Consider the following 16469-nt stretch of genomic DNA (forward strand, 5'->3'; position numbering starts at 1 on the left):
TGGAAAGTCGCCACAATGGGGCGGCAGTCCATTACAGTGAAACTCATGTGGCGCGCCGAAGACGAGGCGCTGCTGTCCCGCCTCGAGGATGAACGCATTCTAGAGCGACTCTGGTTGGCGACCACGGGGCGTCGCGCGCCGCATCCTGCCCGCGCCGCCGGCTTGATCGCATGCATCGCGCGGATGGAGGCCGGGCGCCGCGCCCGGGAAGCGGCCGACCGCGGGGAGCTCGAGCTGCTGGTGCACGTCGTACGGGAAGCGCCCCTCGAGGGGATGCCGCCCGAACTTCTGCACCATTTGGCCCTTCATCTGACCCGCGTGGCCGAAGCCATCTGCGAAGAGACGCCCGATGCCGCCAGCGATGCGCGCCTTCGCGCGCTGGCCGCGTGGCTCGCGTTGGTGCACGAGCACCGCTACTTGTCCGAGTTGGCGCGGGCCGTCGCGGGATCGCAACTTTCCCCGGCCGAGCTCGAGCGTGCCGTGGACGATGCCGCGCTCGACGTGATCGAGCGCCTCGGGCGTGAGGCGGAGGAAGGGGCGCGGAGTCGGACCCAGCGGGCGCGGGCCGCGTGGAGAACGCTCGCCCGCGTTGCGGAAGCGTGCCGCGTCGCGGGATTGGCGACCTCCGCGGGGTTGGCACGGCGCGCGATGGCGCTTGCCGACTCGAAGAGGCGGCATGCACTGGATGCGGCTCTTTCCTCGATTGCAGAAGCGATGGCCGATGCATCGGCGCGCGGCAGCTTGTCGGGGGACGCGCTTCGGATTCTGCATCCGGCCACGACGCTTTGGTCGTGGGCGGAATACGATGAGGCCGTGGAGCGCTTCGTCATCGATCAAGTGGGCGACGCGGCGTGGGAACTCTATCGGGAGAACCGCTGGGACGATTTGCGCGCGCTGATGGCGACCATCGATCCGCTGGTGGACAGCCTGTGCCGCCGCATCGAGGAAAACCATGAGCCGATGGGCTACCTGGCATCGTGCGCGCACATGCTGATCTTCCGCGCGGAAACGGCGACGACGTTGTCCGATCAGATTGCGCTCGCCGAGAAGGCGCTGGCCATTTGCCCGTCGCATCGAAACGCGCGCATCGTGCTTTGCAGCTACTTGTGCCGCCAGGCGATCCATACGATGGAACGCACGGGCTTCTTCGTCGGGGAGAAGGACATCGCGGCGATGGAGGCGATGCTCGGGCGGGCGGAGGGGCTCAATCCGACGTCTCGTTCGCTGGAAGAAGCGAGGCGGCGTTTGGCCGCGTTCAAACAGCGCGCGTACCGGAGAACGCCGTGAGCTCGCGCGAAAACCCGTTCGAAGCGTACGACATCGACCCGCGCGACGGGGCCCGGGCGATCACGGAGCGCTTTCGCGAGCTGCTGGAGGATGCGCATAGCGACGAAGAGCGTGAACGACTGCGCACCGCGTGGGAGGAGCTGACCCTCCATCCCGCCCAGCGGGTGCGCGCCGCATTGGGTGCACATCCCAGGACGGCTCCCCCTTCGCTTTCAGCTCCCCCTCCCCAACCCTCCTTCGGGGGGGGAGGGAGCCGAAACGGCTCGATCGTGGTGCCGCCGCCTGTGACTCCATTTCGAGACGATCCCATTCTATTTCCCAGGAAGAAGTGAGACGCATGTTCGTCGACCGTCCCGTTGGAATCGATCTTGGCACCACCAATTCGGAGATTGCGCTTTGCCATCCTTCGGAGCGGCGCATCTATCTCTATGCGGATCGCTTTGGGCGAAAGACCATGCCCTCGGCGGTCGCGTGGGACGCGAAGAATGCATCGCTGCTGGTGGGGCACGCCGCGCGGGCGCGCCGGACGAAGGGAGGCGCCATCGTCGAATCCATCAAGCGCAAGATGGGGCAGACCACGCGCACCGAGGTGGGCCCGCACGCGCTGCTGCCCGAGGAAATCTCGGCGGCCATCCTCAAGGAGCTGCGTACGCGCTTCGCCGAGTACCTCGCCGCGGAGGCCGCAGGAGGCAGCGACGTCGACATGCGGGTGGCACGCGCCACCGTCACCGTGCCCGCATACTTCGACGCGCCGCAAGTCGAAGCCACGCGCCGTGCGGCCGAACAGAGCGGGCTCGAAGTGCTGAGCATCCTGCAAGAGCCCACGGCCGCGGCCATCCACGCAACGTGGAAACATCGCCTCGGCGATGGCAACTTCCTCGTGTACGACCTGGGCGGAGGCACCTTCGACGTCTCCATCGTGCGCTGCCTGGGCGGTGAGTACCAGGTGCTGGCCATCGACGGCGACAACTACCTCGGCGGAGACGATCTCGACCGCCGCTTCGCCGAGCGCCTTCGTCTCGACCTGGTGAAGCGCGGTTACACCCTCGAGCTCGACGTTCGCCAAAACGCCGACGACGCGCTTCGTTGGTCCAAGCTCGTGCACCTCGCGCAAGAGATCAAAGAGTCGCTCTCCACCCGCGACGTCGTGCACGTATCCAAACAGGACATCTTCGAGGATCAAGGCGGAGAAAGCGTTGGGTACGACGCCGAGATCGGCCGCGCGGAGTACGAGAGCGTCGTGGGCGGCCTGATCGACACGACCCTCGACTGCTGCGAACGCGCGTTGCAAAAGAGCCGGCAACTCGCCAGCGTCGGCATCGACGGCATCGACCATGTGCTGCTCGTCGGCGGGTCGACCCGCGTGCCGCTGGTGGTGCGCAAGGTGACCGAGTTGCTCGCGGAGAAGAGCAAGAACGCGAAGCCCCTGCAGGACGAAGTCGATACGTGCGTGGCCCTCGGTGCAGCCATCCATGCTGCGCAACTCGGCGGCTTGCGCATCGGCGATGCTGCGAAGAAGTCGCGCGTGTCCTTTTTGACACCGCTCGCCGGCGAGGGAAAGCAACTGCGCCTCGGCGTCCGCGTCGAAGAGGCGCCGGAGGGCGCGCGAACCTTGGCCGTGCGCGCGAACGAGCAACCGCTCGCCGCAACGGCCTTCGCGCCCGGTGAGAACGTGCGGCTCGACGTGCCGCTCGGTGAAAACGAGGAAAACCCGGCCACCCTCGCGCTGGTCGACGCGAAGGGCGCGACGCTCGCCGAGCTGTCCTTTGCGCTCTACCGCGTCCGCGCGGGCGAAGCGCGGCCCCGGGCCAGCGCGCTCAGTCGCCCCAGCGTCGTGGCCAAAGACATCGCCCTCGAGGTCGTGCGGGCGGGTCGCCGTGAACGCCGGGTGCTGCTCTCGCACGGCACCGGGCTCCCCGCCAAAGTGTCGCGCGAATTCTTCACCGTGGACCAGAGCGGCCGGGTCGTCTTGCGCTTGCTCCAGGAGCGGCTCCCCATCAAGACCCTGGTCATCGAGGTGCCACCCGAGACGAAGGTCGGCTCGCGCGTCGAGCTGGAGCTCTCGTGCGATGAATCGATGCGCATGGAGGCGCGTGCGGAGGTCGCAGGCCAGGAACTGTGGGCCCTCGTGGAGGCACCTTCGGCGGTGCGCTACGAGAAGGTGGAGGCCATCCTCGCCCTGCTCGATGAAGCGGAGGAGGCTGGCCGCACGCTCTGGGGTGCCTTCGGGCAAGCGTACCACCGCGAGTGCGAGAAGCTTTGCGCATCCATCCGCGAGCTTTTGGCCATCGATCCCGACAAGTGCGATGCCCACTGCCAGAAGCTGCGGCTCCTCATCGACGAGTTCCGCGGCGGCGAGCACGAGGCGATGACCCCGCCCATGCACCGCTTCGAGCAGGTGCTCGATACGTTGCGGCGCATCGTCTACCGCGCCACGGGACCGCTGGTCGGCATGGATCGCACGGCGTGGGAGGAGCGCCTCACGCGCATCGCCGAAGAGGCGCAGCGCGCGTACGAAGCCTCCGACGGCCCGGCCTGGCGCCGCCTTTTCAACGAGTTGCAGGCGCTGGTGGAGACGGCCTACCAGGAGGAACTCTCCACGGTGCGGCACGATGATCCGACCTACGTCGCGCGGCGATTTGCCAGCGTCTTCGCGTGGGCCTCGCGCCTCGAGCTGGACCTGGAGGACTTTCAGCCGTCCGCCACCGAAGAAGTGCGCGGCGTGCAGCTCGCGGAAAAGGAGAGGCTCGTCGCGTGGCTTCGCGAAAAGTGCTCGCGGCCGCTGGCCGCCGCCTCGGGCGGAGAGCGCGACGTGGCGGAGACGCGGCGCACCCTCGAGCAAGTGGCCTCCGAGCTGGAGCGCATTCAGGCCGCGCTCGAGCGCATTCCGTCCATCGGCCTGGTGACGGATCGCGGGAGCCGTTGAATGGCGGTGCTCCACGCGCTGGCGCTGGCGGGCCTGCGGGCGGTCCTCGAATTCGGGACCGCCCGGGAGCTCGGACGCACCTTGCGGCTGTGGGCCAAGATGAAGGCGAGGTCCCACGACGAGGACCTCGCGACCCTCGCGGCAGATCTCATGGACCAAGGCCTGGTGCACCTCGCCGTGCGCCTGGCACGCGCGGAGGTGGCGCGTTACGAGCGCGCCAAGTCCTTGTACCTGCTGGCGCGCTGCCTCGATGCTTCGTCGCAGCGGCAGGACAAACTCGAAGCGCTCGACGTCTTCCGTCGCGCATGCGATCGCGCCGCCCGCGAGGGCGAGGCCGCCATCGAATGCGCCTCGCGCGTGCACGTGGTGCGACTTCTCTGCGGCGAGGCGCACACCTCCATGCAAGCGGTGGCCGAGGCCGCGCGCTTCGATCGACGCTACGTCCGCGGGGCCGACGCGCTCTTCGTCGACGCCGTGCTCTTGCGCTCACCGAGCCGCTTCGTGCGCGCGGGTGCCCTCGCCTCGCTCACCGAGCTCGCAGAGCGCGATCCCGCCTACCGCGAACGAGCCGTCCGCACGGGCCTCCAGCACGCCGAGGCCCGGGGCGACGCGCTCAGTGCCGTCGAGGCCGAACGGCTCGTCGCGTTGCTTCGCGCTTGGCCGAGCGAGCGCCCCCTCGACGAAGCCGTACTCACGCGGCTCGATGCCCAACGCGTCCGCGCCGGCGAGCTCGAGTCCCGCGGCGAGGCCGCCACTGCGTTGATCGACGCCGCCCGCCGCCTCGCGAGCTCGGACCGCGAGACGGCCATCGCCTACCTGCGCGAAGCCCGCGCGCGCGCTAAGGATCGCGCGGCGGCCCAATCGGATCGCGCTCCGTGAGGATGCGCGATCGCGACGTTTCCTCGTGCACACTCGCGACGCCGCCACTTTGGTACGCCGCCGGGGGGATGTAGGACGGCGACGAAGGCGCCTCCTCGTCGAAGAACACCGGGATCTCCGCCGAGCCATCGCCCGGGGCCGTCGATGCACGCACCCCCGACGCAGCTTGTCCCCCCAGGCCCGCCGGCGCCCCTGTTCCGGCAGAGCCCTTGCGGTACAGAACGGCGAGCTCGTGAAAGCGCTGGCGTAGGTAGGCGAGCCGCTCGCTCGTCGGCTCCTCCGGCTGCGGCTTCGAGTCCGCGGTGGCGTGCTTCAGGGACTCCAGCGCACGCGAGAACGCTCCTGCCGTGGGGTACCGCGACTCCCGTTGCGGTGCCATCGCACGCGCCAGCACTTTGGTGAGCGCCTCAGGCAGGCTCGGGTCGAGGCTGCGGATCGGTTTGGGACTCGCCGCGGCAATGGCCTTGAAGATCTCGCTGAAGTGGTTGCCCTCGAAGGGCCGCACCCCGGTGAGCGCCTCGTAGATGATCGTGCCGCACGCGAAGATGTCGAGCCGCCCGTCCGGGTCCATCTCGCCGCGCGCTTGCTCGGGGGCCATATAATAAGGAGTGCCCACCGCGTATCCGGTTGCGGTGAGCGCGTCGAGGCCTTCGTCTTCGCTGAGCAAAAAGCCGTCGAGCTTGGATGCGCCAAAGTCGAGCACCTTCACCAAGGCCTCGCCCCCGACGGGGCGGCACACGAAGATGTTCTCCGGCTTCATGTCACGGTGCACGATGCCTTGCGCATGCGCGGCGTGAAGGCCGCTGAGCACCTGCGTCATAATCGTGATGACGCTGGGTAAATCCAGCTTGGGCTGCTTCTCCAACCGGTCAGCCAGTGTGTCACCGAAGAGACGTTCCATGACCAGGAACGGGGTCCCATCTTCGAGCGGGCCTACATCGAAGAGCGCACATACGTTAGGGTGCGCAATAGCCGCACCTGCGCGCCCCTCGCGAAGGAAACGCTGCAGGATCACATCGGTGGCCGTCTTGTGTGGCACTTTGATCGCGACCGTGCGCCGCAGCGCACGATCGATCGCTTCGTACACGGTGCCGACACCGCCCGAACCGATGATGCTCCGCACGAGGTATTTCCCGGCGAGGACCTTATTGATGAGGCCCCTCTCGTCGCGAGAAACTTCGTCCGACTCCAGCGAGGGCAGCCGAGGCGGTCTACTAACCACGCCGGTAGCCTACCAGGGACCGGCAGCCCCACCGGAAAATCTGCGTTCGTCGGTTTAGATTTTCCAGGAACGGTCGATGCATTACTCGGGACGCAATTCCAGGGGGGTACATGGGTCATCGCGTTCCCGTCGTGTCATTCTTGTCCTTTGCGCTCTTCGCGCTTGGCCTGACCACTGCCGCATGTGGCAGCGGAAGGGACGATTCGACATTCAACAATAGCAACGCCACGGACGATCCGACGAAGCAGGATCCGGGAGGAAGCTTCGGCAGCGATCCGCTAGGCCCCGGAGGCGTCTTCTCCGCGTGCGTGACGTCGGCCACCGATGCCGCGCTCACGCCGGCCAATCTGGTCATCATGTACGACCGATCGGGAAGCATGGGCGATACGAACAACAGCCCACCCTTCGATCCCAAGTTGAAGTGGATCCCGGTGAGCACCGGCATGAAGGCCTTTCTGGCCGATCCCGGATCGAAATCGATGAACGCATCGATCCAATTCTTTCCGCTCGGCGACACCAATGACACCGCGGAACAGGTTTGCTCCTACAACTATGCCGATCCGGAGGTGAAACTCACACCGCTTTCGGAGTCGACGCCGCTGGTCACCGCCATCAACACGACGCGGCCACAAGGCGGCACGCCCACCTTGCCGGCGCTGCGAGGCGCTGTTTCGTACGCGAAAAGCGTCGCGGCGACGAAGCCGCGGGATGCCACGGTGGTCGTCTTGGTGACGGACGGCGAGCCGGGCATCTCCGTCGATGGCAAGCTCTCCGAAGGTTGCCCAAACAACAATATTCCGACGGTCGCCAAAACCGCGCGCGACGCCTATTTGAACGCGCCGTCGATCCGCACGTACGTCATCGGCGTGGGGCCGGCACTGGACAGCTTGAACGCCGTCGCCGCCGCGGGAGGAACGGAGGCAGCCCTCATGATCGACGTGCGCGATCCGTCGGCCACCACGGGACTCTTTCAGAAGGCGCTCGAACGCATTCGTTCGCAGACGCTCTCGTGTGACTTTGCCATTCCGCCACCGCCCGCAGGACGCACGCTCGATCCCAAGCAGGTGAACGTCGTCTACTCGGCGGGTGCCAAGCACCAAGTCCTTTCGTACAGCAAAGACTGCGCGAATGGCGCGGGCTGGCGCTATGACAATCCGGACGCGCCGACGAAGATCACGTTGTGCCCGACGATGTGCACGGGCGTGCAGTCGGACCGCGATGGAAAGCTGACCCTTGCGTTCGGGTGTGCGACGCAGGTGGATGTGAGGTAACGGCTCCGTCGCGCCTAGTTCGAGCGCTTGTCCGCGTAGCGCTCGACGTTGTCGATCAAAATGTCGAGGCTCAGGGGCTTGCGCACCACACCGGCGACACGCATCGAATCCGCGCGCACCGCGACGTCGCCCGAAGCGGAAACGAGAACCACCGGGATGGCCGACAGCGTAGGATCGGCCTCCTGGGCGGCCCGAAATTCCGAACCGGACATGATGGGCATCATCAAGTCGAGCAAGATGAGGTGGGGACGCTTGGCGCCGGGCGACGTCAAGTACGCGAGAGCCTCCTCACCGTTGCCGGCGCTTGCAACCTCGTAGCCTTCTTCCTGCAATGCGCCTGTCACCGCCTCACGTATGTCGACGTCGTCGTCGACCACGAGCACGAACTTGGTAGTCACATCGGGGATGTTATTCCGCGGAAACGAGCTCGCCAAGCAGAGCCATGTTGCAACAGCTCGTTGCTTTCCATCAATTCAGGGAACACTGCGTCAATCTTTGCGCACGTTCCATGACTCAACCGCACGCGACATTCTCGTAGCTCGCCTAGCTGTACTGGCATGAAAGGCGCTTGACGAGCGATGGACGTGAACCCAACGTCGGATCCTACGGAACCGATGAAGGCGATTTGGAATGGGGCAGTTATCGCGGAAAGCGATGACATCGTGGTCATTGAGGGAAACGCCTATTTTCCCCAGTCGTCTTTGGTGACGCAGTACATCCGCCCCAGCGCTCGCCACACCGTGTGCGGATGGAAGGGCGTGTGCAGCTATTACGATCTCGTCGTGGATGGCGAAGAGAACGTTGGCGCCGCCTGGTATTACCGCTGCCCCAAGCCGGGCGCGCGCAGCCTCGCCGGCCGCGTCGCCTTCTGGCACGGCGTGAGCGTCGAGCCGTAACCGTCCCGGTCGCGAAGGCTCCGATTATTTCGGTGGCTCTTTGAAGAAGTTCGCCAGGAACTTCCGCGTGAACTGATCGAACGCATCGTGGGCGATCTGTTCGTAAATGATCTCCTCGGCAGGCTGTTGGGCGCCCTTGATGGCGTCCATGCGCGGTGCCCGCCACGATGTCATTTTGAACTTGTACGGCTTTGGGTCGCCGGGAATGCGGAAGGTCACGTCGAAGGTGACGCCGACCACGACGAAGATGCCGCGAGGGACGTCGGAGCTGGCCGTCCCGCCGGACCAATCGGCGGTGTGCTCGACGAACAGCGTGGGCACGGTGGGCTCGGGCAGCGGCGCATCGGGATCGAGAAGAGGCTCGCCGATCTGCACGTCGACGACGTCCTTTGGAAACGCTTCCGCGAAGCGCTCGACGAGCATCTTGCCCGCGAACGCCTCGCGCGTGTGGGCGTGCGCGACATCGAAGTATCGCGTGGGAAACGATTGGACGCCCATGAACTTGCTGCTCTTGCCAACCGCAGCATCGGCCTTTTCGAGGGCCTTGCCGATCTCGCGCTGGAAGCGGATCTCCACGCGCGGCCCTTTGCGTTCGGCGAAGGCGAGCAAGCGCTCCATGAACGCCAGCGCGGCGGAATCCTTGGGGTTCGCCAGAGGCCGATACGACTCGAAGGCGCCGGCGTACACCGCATGCTTCGCCGATTGAATCTCTGGAACGAGCCGATGATCCGGGTGGCGTTGCTCGAACTCGTTCAGCGCGGCGACGGTGCCGGCTTGCTTCGTCTTCTCGAGCTCCGCCAGCATCGCGGCCCGACGCACCTTGTCCACCTCCCCTTGAATCTTCGAGTTGGGGTGCGACTGAATGTACGCCTCGATGGCCTCGACGGTGCCCGCACGCTCGGCCTCGCGCAGCTCCGCACGCGGCAGAAGGGTGTCTTCGACCTGCACGCGATACTTCGAGTCGGCCTTGCCGCGTGCAAGGTACGCGCGGAACGAGCCAACGTCGTTCTTGGTCTGCGCCGTCTGGAACATGCGCTGATCGCTCCAGATGTTGCGCCCCGTCCAGATCGCGTGGCCGGCGAGAAAGCCGATGGTAGGGGCCACGAGCCAGCTTCGCGCCCAGAGCGGGATGGTGCGCGCGATGGGCGTTTTCGGCACCAGCGGGCTGGCAAAGCCGCCGTCTTGCAGCGGGTCGATGGCCGCAATGGCCTTGGGCCGGATGCTCTCGCGCGCGGCGACGGCCTCGATGTGTTGCGTGCGCGCCGCGGTGAGGCTGCGCAGCGCTTGCTCGGCCTTCGCCGGGTCGGGCGCAGGAAAGACGAAGCGCGGGCCGTCGGTGAACGTGAGGATGAACTGACTGCCCGGCGAGGGCCCCTCCACCGATTGAAGCTCGGCGAGGTGGTATACGCGCATCTTGTGCCGCCGCGCATCGATGACACCGATGGGGAACACGTAGACGCCCGGCTTGTACGGAAGGACGCGCACGTCCCGCCAGACCGCGAGGGCGCGCACGACGCCGAAGGCGATGATCGCCACCAGCGCGTAGGCCGCGAGGGTCCACGTCTTCTGGATGGCCAAGGAGCTCTCCAGCGATCCGTACCCGAGACGGTACAGGACGAGGAGCACCAGCGATGCAACGGCGCTGAGGCCGAGCCAGGCGTAGGGCTCCTTCGGACCGATGCGCACCTCCAAGATCGGCACGGGCATTCCACTCCCCCGGACCGAGCCAAGAAAACGCTCCTGGACAGGACGCGTCAGCTTATAGAAGTCGACGATCTGCATCCTCGCGCGAGCCATACTCTCGCGGAGTCGCACAGAAAGCCAATCCCGTGACATATCCGACCATTCTCTTTTCCATTGGCCTTGTGTTCGCGGGCATCGCGCCGGTGCTCGGAGGGGCTTTCTGGATCCTTTTGTGGCCTGCGGCGAGCTTCGGGGCGGTGGTCATCCTTGGCTACGCCGGCAAACGCCCCGGGTTGGTCGGGAAGAGGATGGACGGGACGATTGCACCCCTCTCGTATCTTTTTTTCCTGCCGTTCCTCCTTTTCTCGCAGACCTCGTGGGGACTCTTTCGTCTGTTCGTGCGCGAGGATGCCTGCAACGAGATCGTGCCCGGGCTGTGGATCGGGCGCTGGCCGGGCGAGCGTGATCTGCCGGCCGGCGTCGATCTGGTCGTGGACGTGACCGCGGAGCTGCCGGTGCGGCGAAAGGTGGTGCACGCGGGGCGCGCTTACCTATGCCTGCCGGCGCTCGATGCGTCGGTGCCGGATCCCGACGTGTTCCGCGACGCGGTGGATCGACTCGCCGCAGACTCGCGCGGGCTGTTCGTGCACTGCGCCTTCGGGCATGGCCGATCGGCGATGGTGGTGGCCGCGCTGCTCATTCGTCGCGGGCTCGTGCGCGATCTGGCGGAGGCCGAAGCGTTGCTCAAGGCCAAGCGGCCACTGGTGTCGATGAGCGCGCGGCAACGGGCGTACGTGCGACTCGTGGAACCGTGTTATCCTCGCGCAGATGTCTGATTCCGCCTCCGTCGAGCGTCGTTTCACCGGCATGCTGGCTCGCATCTTCTCCGACGGCATCGTCACCGACGACGAGCGCAAGGAGCTGTGGACCGCCGTCGCCACCGGAGGCCTCCCCGCCGCCCGCGTGGACGCGCTCCTCGTCGAGTTCATCCGAAAAAGCTTCTCGCACTTCTCCGCCGACGGGCGCCTCACCGACTCCGAGCGTGGGAAACTGCGGCTCATGGTCGACGAGCTGGCCCTCTCGCAAGAGAGCCTGCCCGACGAGATTCGCCGAGCGCTCGAGAGCTAATCCACCTTGGCCGCCGACAACTTCGGCGAGATGAGGTGAATCACGGTGAGGGCGATGAGGTACGCCGACGCCGCCACCACGAAGATGGGCGTGTAGGTGCCGATTTTCTCGAGGACGTAGCCCGCGTACTTGGCCATGGCCATGCCGCCGAAGGCCCCGAGCATGCCGCCGATGCCCACCACCGAGCCCACCGCGGCGCGCGGAAAGACGTCGCCCGGAAGCGTGTACAAGTTGGCAGAGAAGCCCTGGTGGGCCGCGGTGGCCAAGCCGATGATGCCGACGGCGACCCAGAGGTTTTCGGCGAAGGCCGCAAAGCCCACGGGCACCGCGCAGAAGGCGCAGATGAGCATCGCCGTCTTGCGCGCGCGGTTCGTGGAGAGACCGCGCTTCATCATCTGGGACGAGAGCCAGCCGCCACCGATGCTGCCCACGTCGGACATCAAGTAGATGACCACGAGCGGCGGGCCGAAGGTCTTCAGGTTCAGACCGTGGCGCTTGTTCAAGAAGTCGGGCAGCCAGAAGAGGAACATCCACCAGATCGGATCGATGAGGAACTTGCCCAGCGCGAAGGCCCACGTTTCCTTCACGCGCAAGAGACGCAGCCAGCCGATCTTTTCCACGGGATCGGGCGGGTCCTGCTGGATGTACGCGAGCTCTTCGCGCGTGACGCGCGGGTGCTCCTGGGGGCGTCGATAGACGAGGAGCCAGACCGGCAACCAGAGCAAGGCCACCACGCCCGTGACGACGAAGCAGGCGGGCCAGCCCCAGGTCAGCGTGATGAACGGCACGATGAGCGGCGTGAGGATGGCGCCGATGTTCGTGCCGGCGTTGAACAGGCCGGTCGCCAACGCGCGCCCCTTCTTGGGGAACCACTCGGTGACGGCTTTGATGCCGGCGGGAAAGCCACCGCCTTCGCCCACGCCGAGCGCCATGCGCGCCGCGGTGAAGCTGGCAATGGAGCTCGCACCGGCGTGCGCGATGTGCGCGAGCTGCCAAATGGCGTAGGCAATCGCGAAGCCGAAACGCGCACCGATGCGGTCCATCACGCGGCCGAAGAAGAGGTAGCTGACCGCGTACGACGCCTGGAACCAGAAGACGATGTCCGCGTAATCCGTCTCGCGCCAGCCGAGCTCCTTCGACAACGTCGGCTTGAGCACGCCGATCATCTGGCGATCGACGTAGTTCACCACCATGGCGGCGAACAGCAACGAGACGATGACGTAGCGATAGCGGAACGAAGACTTGGTTGTCGCAGGTGCAGCCGAATCAACCGTAGTTTCGATGGTCATCGTACTCCTCGCCCCTGGCCTTCACGGCGACGCAGGGGATTTCCCCGTAAGAGCCAAACCGCACCACGGCGGTCTGGCCCGCGAGGACGTCGTGAATGCCGGTGGCGGCGCCGGTCGAGATCAACTCGCCGGCCCGCAGCGGGCGATTGCGCGTCGCCAGGTGCTCGAGCAAGTAGCGCAACGCCTCGATGGGACCGCCGGCGATGGAGGCTGCGGAGCCGGTGCCGACGCGCGTACCATCGATCCACGTCTCGCACGGCAGGTCCGTCCACGCTTTGTGGCGCCAGTCGGGGATCTCGGGGCCGAGGACGAGGCCATTGTTGTTGCCGAAGTCGGACACGACGACCGTAGGGCCGAGCACGTTGATCGTCTTCAGCGGGCTACCGGCGGGCTCCATGCCGATGTGCATCGACGCGACCATGGCCGCGGCTTCCTCCAAGGTCCACTCGCGTTTGCCCGCGGGGGCGTCGCGGCCCAGGCGCACCACGAATTCTGCCTCGACGGCGGCGAAGCCTCCCTCGATGACGGGGAACGGCACGGGATGGCGCTCGCCTGCATCCACCATGAGGACCTTGCGGCGGAAGATCGGGCCGCAGATGCGCGGGGCCCGAAGCTTTTCTTCGTACTGCGGCGGCACCTTGCCGATCTTCCAGCCGATCACGTCGTCGGGCCAGAGCCCGATGGCAACTTCCTGCGTGGCGTAGCCGGTGGCCAGGTCGGCCGGGACGGCGCCTGGAAATTCAGGCAGGGCGCGTGCGCGGAGGCGAGCCTCGATGAAGGCTCGGGCCGTGGCGCCGCTTCGGTCGATGTGGGTCACGTGGGAAACCGGTGTCATGCCGTTCCTTACTACATGACACCGGTTACCCGTTGTCAATCGACACGCGCGCCAAAATGCCATCACGGAGTGGCGCAAGCACGGCAACAGGTGGTAGCGTCCCTTCTCGGTGAACCGCCGGCCGACGATCAACGACATCGCCCGCCTGGCCCGCGTCTCCAAGAAAACGGTGTCGCGCGTCATCAACCAGTCTCCACTGGTGCGGGACGACACGCGCGAGCGCATCAACGCCATCATTGCGGAAACGGGCTTCGTGCCCGATCCGCAGGCCCGAGGGCTCGCCTTCCGGCGCTCGTTCCTGGTCGGGATGATCTACGACAACCCAAACCCGCAGTACGTCGTGAACATGCAGAACGGGCTGCTCGACGGGATGCGGGGCTCGGGCTTCGAGCTGGTCGTGCATCCGTGCAACCGGCAGAGCCCCACGTTCCTCTCGGACGTGCGCGACTTCGTGGAGCGCTTGAAGCTGTTCGGCGTGGTGCTGCCGCCCTCGGCCTCCGAGGACGAGCGCCTGCCGCCCATCTTCGACGAGCTCGATTGCGCATACGTGCGCATCGCGTCCGTGGCGATGGACGACCCCGAGGCGATGGTCGTCACGAATGACCACGTGGGCGGCATCGTCGCCGCGCGGCATCTCGTGGGGCTCGGGCACCGGCGGGTCGGGCACATCTCGGGTCCCCCCACCTTCCGCTCTGCGCACGAGCGCAAGCGAGGCTTCCTGCAGGAGCTCGCGGCGCACGACGTGAAGCTCTTGGCGAAGAATGTCGCCGAGGGTGCCTACTCGTTCGAGTCGGGGATCGCGTGCGCGGAGAAGCTGCTCTCGCGCTCGCCGCGAATCACCGGGATCTTCTGCGGCAACGACGAAATGGCCGCCGGCGTGCTCTACGCGGCACGCAAGATGGGGATCTCGGTGCCGCGCGATCTGTCCGTCGTGGGCTACGACGATTTCCAGATCGCAGCGCGCGTGTGGCCGCCGCTGACCACGGTCTGCACGCCGACGCGCGAGGTCGGCCGCATCGCCGCCGACCAGCTGCTGCGCAGCGTGGGGGACGCACACGGCGTGCGCTACGATCCGCAGGCTATTTTGCCGACGCTCGTCGTGCGCGAGTCGACGGGGCCTGCACCCGACGACGGGTGAGGACGCTGGTCTGGTACCGCGGCAAGGATCTGCGCATCGCCGATCATGCGCCGCTCCGGGATGCGGCCGCGGGCGGCGAGGTCATCGCGCTGTTCGTGCTCGATCCGTACTTCTTCGCACCGGAGCGCGCGCGCGAGCTTCCGCATCGCATGCAAGTTCTGCTCGATTCGCTGCGCGCGCTGGAGGCGAACCTCGCGCAGCGCGGATCGCGGCTGTGGGTCATCGCGGGCAAGAGCACGGAGGTGGTGCCCCGCCTCGCGGCACGGTGGAAGGTCGATCGGGTGGTCGCGCATCGATGGGTGGAGCCGTTCGGGCGCGAGCGGGATCGCCGTGTGCGCGAGGCGCTGCGCGTGCGCTTCGAGCTGTACGAGGGCGAGACCCTGGTGCCTCCGGGAACGTTGCGAACCGGTGCGGGAAAGCCGTACTCGGTGTTCACGGCGTTCGCGCGCGCGTTCGCCGCGACGGCCTCCGAGCTGGGGAAGCCTCTCGCGGCGCCCAAGGTGCTCCCGCCACCGCCGGAGGGTATCTCGGCCAAAACGGTGGCGATCCCCACGTGCGAATCGCTCGGCATCGCGCCGAATGGGAACCTGGTGCAAGGCGGTGAGCGCGCGGCGCGTGCGCGGTTGAAGCATTTCCTCGAGGGGCCTGCGCGCGAGTACGACGTAGGGCGCGACCAGCTCGATCGCGCGGGGACCAGCCGACTGTCGGCGGACATCAAGTTTGGAACGCTGTCGATCCGCACCGTGTGGACCGAGGTGCAGCGGGCGCTCGGCCGATCGAAGGCGGCGAAGTCGTTTCTCAACGAGCTCGTGTGGCGAGAGTTCGCGTACAGCACGCTGTGGGATCGGCCGGAGTTGCTCACGAAGCCGTTTCGTCCGGAGTTCGAAGGCTTTCCCTGGGGCTGCGACGAGGCGCTGTGGTCGGCGTGGGTCTCTGGAACCACGGGCTACCCGGTGGTGGATGCGTCCGCGCGGCAGCTGCTCGGCGAGGGATTCGTGCACAACCGCGCGCGGATGATCTCGGCGAGCTTCCTCACGAAGGATCTGCTCATCGACTACCGCCGCGGGGAGGCGCACTACATGAAGTACCTCGCCGACGGCGACTGGGCGAACAACAATGCGGGCTGGCAGTGGTGCGCGGGCTGCGGTTGCGATGCGCAACCTTACTTTCGCGTGTTCAATCCGGTGTCGCAGGGCGAGAAGTTCGATCCGAACGGCGATTACGTGCGCCGCTGGGTGCCCGAGCTCGCGCGCATGCCGGCGAAGTTCATCCACCGGCCCTGGGAAGCGCCCGATGCCGTCTTGCGCGCCGCCGGCGTTCGCCTCGATCGTGACTACCCGCGGCCCGTGGTGCAACACGCCGGGGCACGCAACCGGTTCCTCGCTCTCGCGCAAGAACACTTGGCGGCGACGAAGCGCGCCACACGCGATGACCGGGGCTGAAACGGCGGTCGCAGCGTTCTACGGAGAGGGAGGATTCACAGGAAGACGGGAAGACGGGAAGTTTTTTTGGATTCCAATCAGCCTAGTGGGCCAACTGGAAACCCCAAAAAAGCGTTCCATGCTGCGGCACGCCGAAACCCCTTCCTGTCTTCCCGTCTTCCTGTGAATCCACTTCTTCGGCGTTGGAGGATTAGAGCCCGGAGGCCGGCAGCTTCGGTTTGCTCTCCGCCGCGGGGTCGGCCGGCGTCGTGCCGGCGCTGCTGCTTGCGGGTGCGGCCTGCGGAGCCGGTGTGGCCGTGGCGGCGCCATTGCTGGGATTGGGAACGACGACGACGACGACGGCGGGCGGTTTGGCCTCTTGGGCAGAAGGCGGTGGAGTCTCCGCAGGTGAGGTCGGGTAGCATCCGCATGCGGCGAAAAGAACAAGGAGGAGACGAAGGTGCACGAAGAGTCGTTCGGCCGCGCGTACAGCA

General features: G+C 66.6%; 16 protein-coding genes. 10 read left to right on the forward strand and 6 right to left on the reverse strand.

Features of this window, described 5'->3' with window-relative positions:
- Positions 1–45 precede the first annotated feature (45 nt).
- From LVJ94_37340 to LVJ94_37355, 4 genes are read left to right on the forward strand one after another with little or no spacing between them, the layout of a single operon-like run.
- On the forward strand, positions 46–1287 hold the full coding sequence (locus LVJ94_37340; protein WXB02567.1) for a hypothetical protein: 1242 nt from the start codon (positions 46–48) through the stop codon (positions 1285–1287).
- Positions 1284–1619, forward strand: coding sequence for a hypothetical protein (locus LVJ94_37345; protein WXB02568.1), 336 nt, complete (start codon positions 1284–1286; stop codon positions 1617–1619). The genes LVJ94_37340 and LVJ94_37345 overlap by 4 nt, the downstream gene beginning before the upstream one ends.
- A 5-nt stretch (positions 1620–1624) precedes the next feature.
- Positions 1625–4213, forward strand: coding sequence for an Hsp70 family protein (locus LVJ94_37350; protein ID WXB02569.1), 2589 nt, complete (start codon positions 1625–1627; stop codon positions 4211–4213).
- Positions 4214–5092 carry a hypothetical protein gene (locus LVJ94_37355; protein WXB02570.1) on the forward strand — a complete coding sequence of 293 codons (879 nt, stop codon included), beginning with the start codon at positions 4214–4216 and terminating at the stop codon, positions 5090–5092. It abuts the gene before it with no gap.
- Here LVJ94_37355 and LVJ94_37360 read toward each other — a convergent pair.
- Positions 5052–6314 carry a serine/threonine protein kinase gene (locus LVJ94_37360; protein ID WXB02571.1) on the reverse strand — a complete coding sequence of 421 codons (1263 nt, stop codon included), beginning with the start codon at positions 6312–6314 and terminating at the stop codon, positions 5052–5054. The genes LVJ94_37355 and LVJ94_37360 overlap by 41 nt on opposite strands.
- Positions 6315–6445: 131 nt before the next feature.
- Between LVJ94_37360 and LVJ94_37365 the strand changes: the two genes are divergently transcribed.
- A complete protein-coding gene (locus LVJ94_37365) occupies positions 6446–7585 on the forward strand; it encodes a VWA domain-containing protein (protein ID WXB02572.1) in 1140 nt (379 codons plus the stop codon).
- A 14-nt stretch (positions 7586–7599) separates the two neighbouring features.
- On the opposite strand, the gene LVJ94_37370 is transcribed toward LVJ94_37365, so the two are convergent.
- The gene (locus tag LVJ94_37370) at positions 7600–7983 is read right to left on the reverse strand and encodes a response regulator (protein ID WXB02573.1); all 384 of its coding nucleotides are present in this window, start codon (positions 7981–7983) and stop codon (positions 7600–7602) included.
- Positions 7984–8199: 216 nt separating this feature from the next.
- Between LVJ94_37370 and LVJ94_37375 the strand changes: the two genes are divergently transcribed.
- Entirely contained in the window at positions 8200–8481 is a 282-nt protein-coding gene (locus LVJ94_37375; protein ID WXB02574.1) for a DUF427 domain-containing protein, read from the forward strand.
- Positions 8482–8505: 24 nt separating this feature from the next.
- On the opposite strand, the gene LVJ94_37380 is transcribed toward LVJ94_37375, so the two are convergent.
- Positions 8506–10182 carry a hypothetical protein gene (locus LVJ94_37380; protein ID WXB02575.1) on the reverse strand — a complete coding sequence of 559 codons (1677 nt, stop codon included), beginning with the start codon at positions 10180–10182 and terminating at the stop codon, positions 8506–8508.
- A 128-nt stretch (positions 10183–10310) separates the two neighbouring features.
- Between LVJ94_37380 and LVJ94_37385 the strand changes: the two genes are divergently transcribed.
- Together LVJ94_37385 and LVJ94_37390 are read left to right on the forward strand one after the other, a co-directional pair.
- On the forward strand, positions 10311–11000 hold the full coding sequence (locus LVJ94_37385; GenBank protein WXB02576.1) for a hypothetical protein: 690 nt from the start codon (positions 10311–10313) through the stop codon (positions 10998–11000).
- Positions 10993–11292, forward strand: a complete 300-nt coding sequence (locus tag LVJ94_37390) for a hypothetical protein (protein WXB02577.1) — start codon at positions 10993–10995, stop codon at positions 11290–11292. Before LVJ94_37385 ends, LVJ94_37390 begins: the two co-directional genes overlap by 8 nt.
- Here the strand turns inward: LVJ94_37390 and LVJ94_37395 are convergent.
- Together LVJ94_37395 and LVJ94_37400 are read right to left on the reverse strand one after the other, a co-directional pair.
- Positions 11289–12581 carry an MFS transporter gene (locus tag LVJ94_37395; GenBank protein WXB02578.1) on the reverse strand — a complete coding sequence of 431 codons (1293 nt, stop codon included), beginning with the start codon at positions 12579–12581 and terminating at the stop codon, positions 11289–11291. The genes LVJ94_37390 and LVJ94_37395 overlap by 4 nt on opposite strands.
- A complete protein-coding gene (locus LVJ94_37400; protein ID WXB02579.1) occupies positions 12559–13416 on the reverse strand; it encodes a fumarylacetoacetate hydrolase family protein in 858 nt (285 codons plus the stop codon). Before LVJ94_37400 ends, LVJ94_37395 begins: the two co-directional genes overlap by 23 nt.
- A 109-nt stretch (positions 13417–13525) precedes the next feature.
- Here LVJ94_37400 and LVJ94_37405 point away from each other — a divergent pair, with 109 nt between their 5' ends.
- Positions 13526–14554: a LacI family DNA-binding transcriptional regulator gene (locus LVJ94_37405; GenBank protein ID WXB02580.1), complete on the forward strand. Its 1029-nt coding sequence runs from the start codon at positions 13526–13528 to the stop codon at positions 14552–14554.
- Positions 14551–15996 (forward strand): DNA photolyase family protein, encoded by a 1446-nt coding sequence (locus LVJ94_37410; protein ID WXB02581.1) that lies wholly within the window; start codon positions 14551–14553, stop codon positions 15994–15996. Before LVJ94_37405 ends, LVJ94_37410 begins: the two co-directional genes overlap by 4 nt.
- Positions 15997–16186: 190 nt before the next feature.
- On the opposite strand, the gene LVJ94_37415 is transcribed toward LVJ94_37410, so the two are convergent.
- Positions 16187–16441: a hypothetical protein gene (locus LVJ94_37415; GenBank protein ID WXB02582.1), complete on the reverse strand. Its 255-nt coding sequence runs from the start codon at positions 16439–16441 to the stop codon at positions 16187–16189.
- Positions 16442–16469 lie beyond the last annotated feature (28 nt).

The organism is Sorangiineae bacterium MSr11367 (assembly GCA_037157805.1).
GTDB classification, from domain to species: Bacteria; Myxococcota_A; Polyangia; order Polyangiales; family Polyangiaceae; genus Pendulispora; species Pendulispora rubella.

Excerpts from the sequence above, each read along its gene's own strand:
- LVJ94_37375 (WXB02574.1), top strand. The coding sequence starts at position 8,200 with ATGAAGGCGATTTGGAATGGGGCAGTTATCGCGGAAAGCGATGACATC.
- LVJ94_37395 (WXB02578.1), bottom strand. The coding sequence starts at position 12,581 with ATGACCATCGAAACTACGGTTGATTCGGCTGCACCTGCGACAACCAAG.
- LVJ94_37400 (WXB02579.1), bottom strand. The coding sequence starts at position 13,416 with ATGACACCGGTTTCCCACGTGACCCACATCGACCGAAGCGGCGCCACG.
- LVJ94_37350 (WXB02569.1), top strand. The coding sequence starts at position 1,625 with ATGTTCGTCGACCGTCCCGTTGGAATCGATCTTGGCACCACCAATTCG.
- LVJ94_37390 (WXB02577.1), top strand. The coding sequence starts at position 10,993 with ATGTCTGATTCCGCCTCCGTCGAGCGTCGTTTCACCGGCATGCTGGCT.
- LVJ94_37340 (WXB02567.1), top strand. The coding sequence starts at position 46 with ATGTGGCGCGCCGAAGACGAGGCGCTGCTGTCCCGCCTCGAGGATGAA.
- LVJ94_37355 (WXB02570.1), top strand. The coding sequence starts at position 4,214 with ATGGCGGTGCTCCACGCGCTGGCGCTGGCGGGCCTGCGGGCGGTCCTC.